This is a genomic window from Burkholderia sp. B10 (assembly GCF_004368385.1).
Lineage (GTDB): Bacteria > Pseudomonadota > Gammaproteobacteria > Burkholderiales > Burkholderiaceae > Burkholderia > Burkholderia vietnamiensis.
In genome coordinates, this window is record NZ_PQMX01000075.1 from 18,220 (window position 1) to 27,841 (window position 9,622).

General features: G+C 69.4%; 5 protein-coding genes. 1 reads left to right on the forward strand and 4 read right to left on the reverse strand.

The genetic code is table 11. The features are described from left to right. Positions 1-6 precede the first annotated feature (6 nt). The 4 genes from C3Y15_RS26510 to C3Y15_RS26530 all read right to left on the reverse strand — a co-directional run bounded on the left by C3Y15_RS26510 (position 7) and on the right by C3Y15_RS26530 (position 8,252). Complete coding sequence (locus C3Y15_RS26510) at positions 7-3,612, reverse strand: indolepyruvate ferredoxin oxidoreductase family protein (protein ID WP_069246343.1); 3,606 nt, start codon at positions 3,610-3,612, stop codon at positions 7-9. 1,834 nt (positions 3,613-5,446) lie between these two features. Continuing rightward, the gene (locus tag C3Y15_RS26520; protein WP_069246344.1) at positions 5,447-6,004 is read right to left on the reverse strand and encodes a sugar O-acetyltransferase; all 558 of its coding nucleotides are present in this window, start codon (positions 6,002-6,004) and stop codon (positions 5,447-5,449) included. Positions 6,005-6,067: 63 nt separating this feature from the next. Further along, complete coding sequence (locus C3Y15_RS26525; RefSeq protein WP_059668234.1) at positions 6,068-7,036, reverse strand: ion channel; 969 nt, start codon at positions 7,034-7,036, stop codon at positions 6,068-6,070. Positions 7,037-7,232: 196 nt separating this feature from the next. Beyond that, positions 7,233-8,252 carry a sulfate ABC transporter substrate-binding protein gene (locus C3Y15_RS26530; protein WP_011886189.1) on the reverse strand — a complete coding sequence of 340 codons (1,020 nt, stop codon included), beginning with the start codon at positions 8,250-8,252 and terminating at the stop codon, positions 7,233-7,235. Positions 8,253-8,702: 450 nt separating this feature from the next. On the opposite strand from C3Y15_RS26530, the gene dapA reads away from it, so the two are divergent. Continuing rightward, positions 8,703-9,596: a 4-hydroxy-tetrahydrodipicolinate synthase gene (dapA, locus tag C3Y15_RS26540; protein WP_059463391.1), complete on the forward strand. Its 894-nt coding sequence runs from the start codon at positions 8,703-8,705 to the stop codon at positions 9,594-9,596. Positions 9,597-9,622 lie beyond the last annotated feature (26 nt).

The window sequence follows — 9,622 nt, forward strand, 5'->3', positions numbered from 1 at the left end:
GTTGCCTTACTTCGCGACGACGACCGGAATCCCCTTCAGCATGCCGGCGCTCTTCATCTCGTCGAGCGCATGCTGCACGGCCGCGCTCGTCGCCGCGTCGATGCCGAGCTGCAGCGCGAGCTCGCGCTCCGCCCGCTTCACACCCGCGAGGTTGCGCACCTTCACGTGGCCGAAGCCGCGCACGCGCGCATGCAGTTCGGCCAGTTGCGCGACCTGCGCCGCGTTGGCGGCCGTCATCGCGGCGAGCGCGCGCGTGAGCGTCGTCTCGTAGTCGTCGGCGAGCGCGCGCTCCATCCGGCGCTCGGCCGTGCGGCCGAACGGATCGAGCGGCGTGCCGCGCAGGCTGCGCACGCGCGCGAGCACGCCGAGCACCGGCCACAGCCACTGGCCGAACACGCGCTTGTTCGGCGCGCTGCCGTCGCGGCCGGCCTTCGCGAGCGCCGGCGGCGCGAGATTGAACTTCACGCGATAGTCCTGCCCCGGCACGCCTTCGAACTGCGCTTCGAGCGCCGCGCGGAACGCGCCGTCCGCATAGAGCCGTGCGACCTCGTATTCGTCCTTCACCGCGAGCAGGCGGTAGAAGGTCGTCGCGACCGCGCGCGTCAGCGCCTCGTCGCCCTTCGCGCGCGCCGCGTTCACCAGCGCGCGGTAGCGCTCGACGTAACGTGCGCCGCCGTATGCCGACAGGCGCGTCTCGCGATCGGCGATCAACGCGTCGAGCGGGGCAGGCGTGTCCAGCGTGTCGGAGGCGGCGGCTGTGGAAACCATCGGCGCGAGCCCCGCATGGCGCGCCCGCCACAACGCGTCGAGCCCCGTGGCGTCGCCGGCCGCCATCCGGCCGATCGAGAACGCGAGCTTGTTCATCGGCACCGCGACGTTGTTCAGCTCGATCGCGCGCATCATCGCGGCGAGCGACACCGGCACGAGACCGAGCTGCCACGCGTAGCCGAGCATCAGGATGTTCGCGCCGATCGAGTCGCCGAGGAATTTCGCGGCGAGCGCCTGCGCGTCGCAGCTCGACAGATGGCCGGCGCCGGCCGCGTGACGCATTTTCTCGAGCAGCGCGTCGGCGTGCAGGTTCGCGTCCGGGTTCTGCACGAACGACGCGTTCGGAATCCGGTGCGTGTTGACGACGATGCGCGTGCGCTCGTGGCGCACCGTCTGCAGCGCCTCGGCGCTCGCGCCGACCACCATGTCGCATGCGAGCAGCACGTCGGCCTGCTGCGTGTCGATGCGCACCTGGTTCAGCCAGCGGTCGCTCGACGCGATCCGCACGAACGACAGCACCGAGCCGCCCTTCTGCGCGAAGCCCATGAAGTCGAGCACCGACGCGCTCTTGCCCTCGAGGTGCGCGGCCATGCTGATCAGCGCGCCGACCGTCACGACGCCCGTGCCGCCGACCCCGGTCACCAGCATGTCGTACGGCGCCGCGTCGAGATGCGTCGCGGGCACCGGCAGCGCGTCGACGCGCGCGGCGAGCGCGGCTTCGTCGAACGCCGCGCCGGCCGCCTTCTTCAGCGCCGCGCCTTCGACCGTCACGAAGCTCGGGCAGAAGCCGTTCACGCACGAGTAGTCCTTGTTGCACGACGACTGGTCGATGCGGCGCTTGCGGCCGAGCGGCGTCTCGAGCGGCTCGACCGACAGGCAGTTCGACTGCACGCCGCAGTCGCCGCAGCCTTCGCACACCGCGTCGTTGATGAACAGCCGCTTATCGGGATCGGGGAACTCGCCCTTCTTGCGGCGGCGGCGCTTCTCCGCCGCGCAGGTCTGGTCGTAGATCAGCACGGTGACGCCCGGCGTCTCGCGCAGCTCGCGCTGCACCGCATCGAGCTCGCTGCGGTGATGGAACGTCGTGCCGGCCGGGAACTGCCCGTGATGGCCGTCGTACTTCTGCGGCTCGTCCGACACCACGACGAAGCGCGACACGCCTTCGGCTTCGACCTGCCGCGCGATCTGCGGCACCGAGATGCTGCCGTCGACCGGCTGGCCGCCCGTCATCGCCACCGCGTCGTTGTAGAGGATCTTGTACGTGATGTTCGCTTTCGCGGCGACCGCCTGACGGATCGCGAGGATCCCCGAATGGAAGTAGGTGCCGTCGCCGAGGTTCTGGAACACGTGCTTCGTGTTGGTGAACATCGCGTGCGCGGCCCAGTCGACGCCTTCGCCGCCCATCTGGATCAGGCCGGTCGTGTCGCGCTCCATCCACGACGCCATGAAGTGACAGCCGATGCCGGCCTGCGCGATCGAGCCTTCCGGCACCTTGGTCGACGTGTTGTGCGGGCAGCCCGAGCAGAAATACGGCGTGCGCTTCACCGCGTCGGCTTCGTTCGACAGGATCTGCGGGGCGACGAGATCGACCACGCGTTCGCGGCGATCGAGCGCCGGCTTGTGGCGCGCGAGCCAGTCGGCGAACACCGGCAGGATGCGCGACGGGCGCAGCTCGCCGAGTTCCGACAGCAGGCACGCGCCGGCCGCGTCGTGCTTGCCGAGCACGCGCGGGCGCGCGCCGTCCGCGCGGTTGTACAGGTAGTCCTTGATCTGCTGCTCGATGACGGGGCCCTTCTCCTCGATCACCAGCACCTCGGCGAGCCCGTCGACGAAGGTGTCGATGCGCGTCATTTCGAGCGGATACGACAGGCCGACCTTGTAGATCCGCACGCCGGCCGCGTCGAGATCGTCGACCGTCAGGTCGAGGCGGCGCAGCGCCTCCATCAGGTCCAGATGCGCCTTGCCGCACGTGACGATGCCGACGTTCGCGTGCGCGCCCGGCGCGATCCACTTGTCGATGCTGTTGGCCCGCGCGAAATGGCGCACCGCGTCGAGCTTGGCGGCGAGGCGCGCTTCGATCGTCAGGCTCGGCAGGTCGGGCCAGCGGTTGTGCAGGCCGCCGGCCGGCGGCGCGAAGCCGGCCGGCGCCGGCCACTGCGTCTGCAGCGCGTCGAGATCGACGGTCGAGCCCGACTCCACCGTCTCCGAGATCGCCTTGAAGCCGACCCATGCGCCCGAGTAGCGCGACAGCGCCCAGCCGTACAGGCCGAATTCGAGCATGTCGGCGATGTTCGACGGGTTCACGATCGGCATGTGCCACGCCATCATCGCGAAGTCGCTCTGATGCGGCATCGACGACGACACGCAGCCGTGGTCGTCGCCCGCCACCACCAGCACGCCGCCGTGCGGCGACGAGCCGTACGCGTTGCCGTGCTTCAGCGCGTCGCCGGCGCGGTCGACGCCCGGACCCTTGCCGTACCACATCGCATATACGCCATCGACGGTGCGCTCCGGGTCGGCCTCGACGCGCTGGGTGCCGAGCACCGCGGTGCCGCCGAGCTCCTCGTTGATCGCGGGCAGGAAGCGCACGCCGCCGGCGTCGAGCAGCTTCTTCGCCTTCCACAGCTGCTGGTCGACCATCCCGAGCGGCGAGCCGCGGTAGCCGCTGACGAAGCCGGCCGTGTTCAGGCCCTGCGCGGTGTCGGCTGCGCGCTGCATCAGCAGCAGGCGGACCAGCGCCTGCGTGCCGGTCAGGAAGATGCGGCCGCGCGTGGCGGTCAGGTTGTCGGTCAGCCGGTAGTCGGATAGAGCGGGCGTGCCGTCGACGGGCAGGCGGGCGGTCATGGGGGATGTCTCCTGATTGTGCTTTGTGCTGTGCCGGGCCGCGCGCCGCGGCGTCGGACGACGCCGGCCGCGAGCAGCGGGATGGCTCTATTTTTTCGCGGGAAGGCGAGAAAGTTTTTTCTCATCTTGCTGACACGGCGTCGAAGCGAGAAAGACTGCACAGGTTTTGCTGCGGAATTGAGAGAGTTCTGCCGCAGGCTGGTGGGCGGCTCGCGGCGCACGCCGAGACGGGCGGGCGCGCTGCAGCGCTCACGCGGCGAGGCGGCGGCCGCGGGAGCAGCGGCACGTGCGCGCAAGGCCGCGCGGCAACGGTTTGCGCGGCGGATCTCTAGCGTCCTCACCCGTGAAATGCACAGCGTTCGAATTGGTCGCGGGCGCCGGATATCCACAACGCCCGGCTGCAGGCGGACGCTCACCGGTCGATTGCACAGCGTTTCGAGTGTCGTCGGGGGGTGGATTATCCACAACGCAATCGGCCCGCCCATCCAGCGGATCGAGGCGCTCACCATTCAAATCCACAGGGCTGCGAGTCGATCCGGAGGCCGGATATCCACACCCGCCTGCCCGCTTCCCGCCGATGCGGCGGCGACGCTCACCGGTCGAATGCACAGGATTGCGAGTCGATTGGGCGGGGGCGATTGTCCGCAGCGGTGTGCGGCTCGCGATGCTCTATTTACTGCCGGCGCGGCAGGCGCGGAAGCGTGTAGGTGCGGGGCACCTCGGGGGCAGCCACACACTAAAAACCCTGTGAGTTCCGATGGTGAGCAGCGGCACGCAAGCGAATGAGGAGGCCGATTTGGCTGTGGATAGAACCCACCCATCACAACTCGAAACGCTGTGCATTCCGACGGTGAGCGACGGCAAATCGATCGAACGGCCGCGCCGATTCGGGAATGAATGGCCCTTTCCGCGATCACTCGAAACGCTGTGCATTTCAAGGGTGAACGGCGATCGGGAGATCGATGTGGACAACTCACCCATGCAACCACTCGCAACACTGTGAAATCGAACGGTGAGCGTCGGCGGGGTATCGCATGACGACCGCCGATTCGGGCGCGAACCGACGCGCGAGATGCCGCGCAGCCCCGCGCGCCGGGGCTCGCGCACACACGGCCGCGCCGCACGCATCGGCGCTCACCGTCGGGATACACAGCACATCGACTGGTTCGGGCGAGCGCATATCCACATCGCGGCAAGCAGTCGAATGAAACGCGCGATCGCGAGTGCGGTTAGAATGCGCGACCGCCGAAGCCGTCCACGGGAACGCGCTAGGCCACGCAGGCAGACCTCGGGCGCGACCGGGCCGCGACGCTCACCATCGGAATACACAGCGCTGCGACTGCGTTCGGCGGCAAGTTATCCACAACGCGAAACGCGCGCGCGATCGATCGTCGAAGCGAGCCGAGCGCCTGAACGCGCAACGTGCCGAATGTCGTGCGGCGCGCGGAAGCCCGCGCGGCGCAAGCGTCACACGCGAGCGGACGCCGGCGCTCACCGTCCGCGAGCACAGCGTTTTTCGTCGTTGCGCGCCAGGTTGTCCACATGCTGCGGCAGGCATTCCTGCCCACGGGCGCATGCTCACCGACCAAATGCACAGCATTGCGACTGCGTGCGAAGCGAGATATCCACAACCGACATCGCGCGGACGTTGGCCGCCCGCGCATGCGCAACGTCGGCTAATGCACACGCCGGCGCGCCCGCGCCAACCGCCGCAAAGCCGCGCCGCTTCAGGCTTGCGCCGCATGCTCACCGGTCGCTTGCACAGCATTTCGATTGAGCGAAATGCCGGTTGTCCACATCCGCCGCGCAGTGGCGCCGCCGCCGCCCCACGCCGTCACTCCGCGATCGAACGGACGATCCGCGCCGGGTTGCCGGCGACCAGCGTATCCGGCGGGACGTCGCGCGTCACGACCGAGCCGGCGCCGACCACCGCGTTCTCGCCGACCGTCACGCCGCCGAGGATCGTCGCGCCCGCGCCGATCCACACGTTGTTGCCGATCGAGATCGGCCGGGCCACGACCGCGTCGCGTCGGCGCGACGGCTCGAGCGGATGGCCGGACGTGATGAGGCTCACGTTCGGCCCGATCATCGCGTCGTCGCCGATGTCGAGGCCGCCGAGGTCGTAGAACGTGCGGTTCTGGTTGACGAACACGTTCCGGCCGATCCGCGTGGCTGCGCCGCCCGTCGCATAGAACGGCGGAATCAGCAGGAAGCCGTCGTCGATCGGCTTGCCCGTCAGTTCGCCGAACAGGCTGCGGACTTCGTCCGCATCGGCGAACGTCAGCCGGTTGAGCCGCGCGGTGATCGCCATCGCGCGCGCGAGCTCGGCGCGCATCGCCGCCGATTCGGGCGTGCGCCGGGAAATGACCGTCGTGCGGTCGTCGTGGGCCATGCGGTGCCTTCTCCGTGGGTTCGATCCGGCGCGCGGCGCATCACGCTGGGTGCGGCGCGCCGCTCATGCGGCCGGCCCGGGCGCGCGCGCCGACCCGCCCGCATCGACCACCTCGCCCGGCAGACCGCCTGCGTCGCTGTCCGCGTCGACCGGCACGACCTCGTGAAAATGCGTGTAGTCGATGTGCGTGATGCCGCCCTCGTCGCGCATCAGGTCGACATAGCGGTGACGCCAGCGGATCTCGGCGTGGGCCCACGTGTGGCGCGCCTGCATGACCTGCGACGTCGTCTCGTCGGAGCCCTCGATCGTGATCAGCAGCGACGCGTCGCGCGCGGCGAGCGATTCGGCCGTTTCGCCGAACAGCGGGCTGGTTTCGTCGATCACGTGCATCAGGTTCCAGCCGAGCAGGAAGATCGGATGCTCGTTGCGCACGAGCGGCAGATCGTGGATCTTGCGCAGCGTGTAGCCTTCGTGCGTGCCTTCGACCCGCATCAGCCGCAGTTTCGCCTGCGCTTCGGCGATCACGTTCTGACGCGCGTTGGCGGCGCGCACCATCAGCGTCATCCGCCCGTCCAGCGGCCGCACGATCGCGTAGCGCGCGAACAGGATCTTCGCCTGCGGTCGCGAAAAGCGCGCGAACACGAGGCCGGTGGCCAATGCGATGCCCGACATCCCGATGAAGATCTCGAACGTGGCGACGACGTGCGCGTAGACGGTCTGCGGATGCATGTCGCCGTAGCCGACCGTCGCGAGCGTCTCGACGCTGAAGAAGAACGCGCCGGTGAAGCCGGCCGGCGACTGGTTCGCGATCGGCTCGTGGCCGAGCAGGTAGAGCAGCGCGAAGCCGCCGTTGATCAGCAGGAACAGCACCGCGAGCGACAGGAAGAACACGGGCCAGGTGACCGTCAGCGCGCGGTGATACAGGTCGCGCCAGCCGAGCGGCGGCATGCCGTACGCGATCACCGGGCGGGTGCCGGACCAGATCCGGCGGCCCCGGCCGCGGGAGAAAGGGGAAGACGGATCGACGTTCATCGCGCGACGCCTGGGACAGGAAGGCGATGAGCGTAGCATGCGCGGGCGCGGGGCGCGCGTACGGTGCGGAGGTCGCGCAGGGAGGGGTTTCGTGCAGCGCTCACGCGCTGCACCGAGGCCGCGGTGCGCGCGAGATCGGCGCTGCGCCGACGGACGCGCGGCGCGCGAAAGATCGCGCCCTCCGCGCGCGCCGCCCTTACTTCCGGTCGACGATCACGCGATCGAACGTGCCGCCGTCGGCGAAGTGCGTCTTCTGCGCGTTCGCCCAGCTGCCGAAAACCTGCTCGACGCTGAACGTCTTCAGCGGCTTGAACTCGGCCGCGTGCTTTTTCAGCACGTTCGGATCGCGCGGGCGCAGATGGTGCTGCGCGACGATCTCCTGCGCCTGCGGCGTGTACAGATAAGCGAGATAGGCCTGCGCGACCTTGCGCGTGCCCTTTTTGTCGACGACCTTGTCGACCACGGCGACGGGCGGCTCCGCGAGAATGCTCGCCGACGGATACACCGCGTCGAATTGCGCGCCCGATGCGCCGGTGTCCATCAGCGCGACCTCGTTCTCGAACGTGACGAGCACGTCGCCGATGCCGCGCTGCGTGAAGGTCGTCGTCGCGCCGCGGCCGCCCGAATCGAGCACCGGCACGTTGCGGAAGATCGCCTTCTCGAAATCGAGCGCCTGCTGGTCGGTCGCGCCCTTCTGCTTCTGATAGCCCCACGCGGCAAGATACGCGTAGCGGCCGTTGCCCGACGTCTTCGGATTCGCGATGACCACCTGCACGCCCGGCTTCGCGAGATCGCTCCAGTCCTTGATGGCCTTCGGGTTGCCCTTGCGCACGAGGAACACCATCGTCGTCGAGTACGGCGAGCTGTTGTCGGGAAAGCGCGCGCGCCAGTCCTTCGACAGCAGCTGGCCGCGCTCGGCGAGCAGGTCGATGTCGTTCGGCTGGTTCATCGTCACGACGTCGGCCTGCAGCCCTTGCAGCACCGACAGCGCCTGCGCGCTCGACGCGCCGTGCGACTGCTTGATCGTCACCGTTTCGCCGGTCTGCTGCTTGTACGCCGCGGCGAAGCTCGCGTTGATGTCCTTGTACAGCTCGCGCGTCACGTCGTACGACACGTTGAGGATCGACGTGTCCGCGTGCGCGGCCGTTGCCGCCACGACCAGCGCCGCCGCCGTGCCGGCGTGCAGCCAGCGGCCGATCACCTTGATGCCTGCCATCGCGATATACCCCGTTTCCAGTGATGGTGAATGTGCGTGACGGCGCGCGTGCGCACCGTCATCGAAACGTAAGCGGGCATTCTAGCGGCCGGGCGCCGCGCGCCTTCCAATCTGTCGTGGAAAGCAAATCTGGAATTCTGCTAACGCGGCACGCCGGCTCGCGCGCGCGCCGGCCGCGGTGTTAAGATCGCCGCTCAGCCCTTTTCCGGTCCATCCATGTCCGCTGCTCCGCGCTCGCTGTCGATCCTCGCCGCCACCGCGGCAGGTGTGCGCGCGGCCGGGCTGAAACTGAAAAAACGACTCCTCGACTGACGGGGACGTCGCGTCCCGTCAGGCGAATGCCGGACGGGATGCCCGCGGGTCGTTGCTTTCTCCTTGCCCGCATGCCTCGCTCCGGCGCCCGCCGGCGGAACGGTTCCTCTCCACTCCGTTCTCACCATGAGGCTTTGCATGCACACACGTTTCGAAGGTATCTGGCTGCCGATCATCACGCCGTTCCACGACGGCGAGGTCGACCACGGCGCGCTCGCGCGGCTCGCGCGCCATTACGCGGCGGCCGGCATCGCCGGCTTCGTCGCGGGCGCGACGACCGGCGAGGGCGTGCTGCTCGACGCGCGCGAACAGGATGCGGTGTTCGCGACGCTGCGCGACGCGGCGCCCGGCATGCCGATCGTCGTCGGGCTCACCGCGAGCGCGACCCGCTTCGCGGCCGCCCGCGCACGCGAGCTCGCCGCGCTGCGGCCCGACGGGCTGCTCGTCACGCCGCCCGTCTACGTGAGGCCGACGCAGGACGGCATCCGCCGTCACGTCGAGGCGATCGTCGCCGCGGCCGATGTGCCGGTGCTCGTCTACAACATCCCGTACCGCACCGGCGTGAACGTCGAACTGGAGACCTTGCAGGCGCTCGCGCGCGATGCGCGCGTGGCCGGCGTCAAGGAGTGCGGCGGCACGCTCGACCGGCTGAGCCGGCTCGTGCACGACACGCCGCTCGCGATCCTGTCCGGCGACGACAACCAGAACTTCGCGGCGCTCTGTGCAGGCGCGCACGGCGCGATCGCGAGCAGCGCGCACGTGCTGCCCGAATGGCACGTGCGCATCCACGCGCTGCTGCGCGACGGCCGCCTCGCCGACGCGCGACGGCTGGCGGTCGCGTTGCAACCGCTCGTCGCGGCGCTGTTCGCCGAGCCGAATCCCGCGCCGGTGAAGGCGCTGCTGGCCGCGCAAGGATGGTGCGAAGACGGGCTGCGGTTGCCGTTCGTGCCCGCGAGCGCCGCGTTGCGCGACAGGCTCGGCGAGCTGTGGGCGGCGCTGCAGGCGCACGCGCCGGCGGTTGCGGCGGTGTAGGACGAGGGGTATGGGCGCGTGGGGCC

Excerpts from the sequence above, each read along its gene's own strand:
- C3Y15_RS26510 (WP_069246343.1), bottom strand. The coding sequence starts at position 3,612 with ATGACCGCCCGCCTGCCCGTCGACGGCACGCCCGCTCTATCCGACTAC.
- C3Y15_RS26520 (WP_069246344.1), bottom strand. The coding sequence starts at position 6,004 with ATGGCCCACGACGACCGCACGACGGTCATTTCCCGGCGCACGCCCGAA.
- C3Y15_RS26525 (WP_059668234.1), bottom strand. The coding sequence starts at position 7,036 with ATGAACGTCGATCCGTCTTCCCCTTTCTCCCGCGGCCGGGGCCGCCGG.
- C3Y15_RS26530 (WP_011886189.1), bottom strand. The coding sequence starts at position 8,252 with ATGGCAGGCATCAAGGTGATCGGCCGCTGGCTGCACGCCGGCACGGCG.
- dapA (WP_059463391.1), top strand. The coding sequence starts at position 8,703 with ATGCACACACGTTTCGAAGGTATCTGGCTGCCGATCATCACGCCGTTC.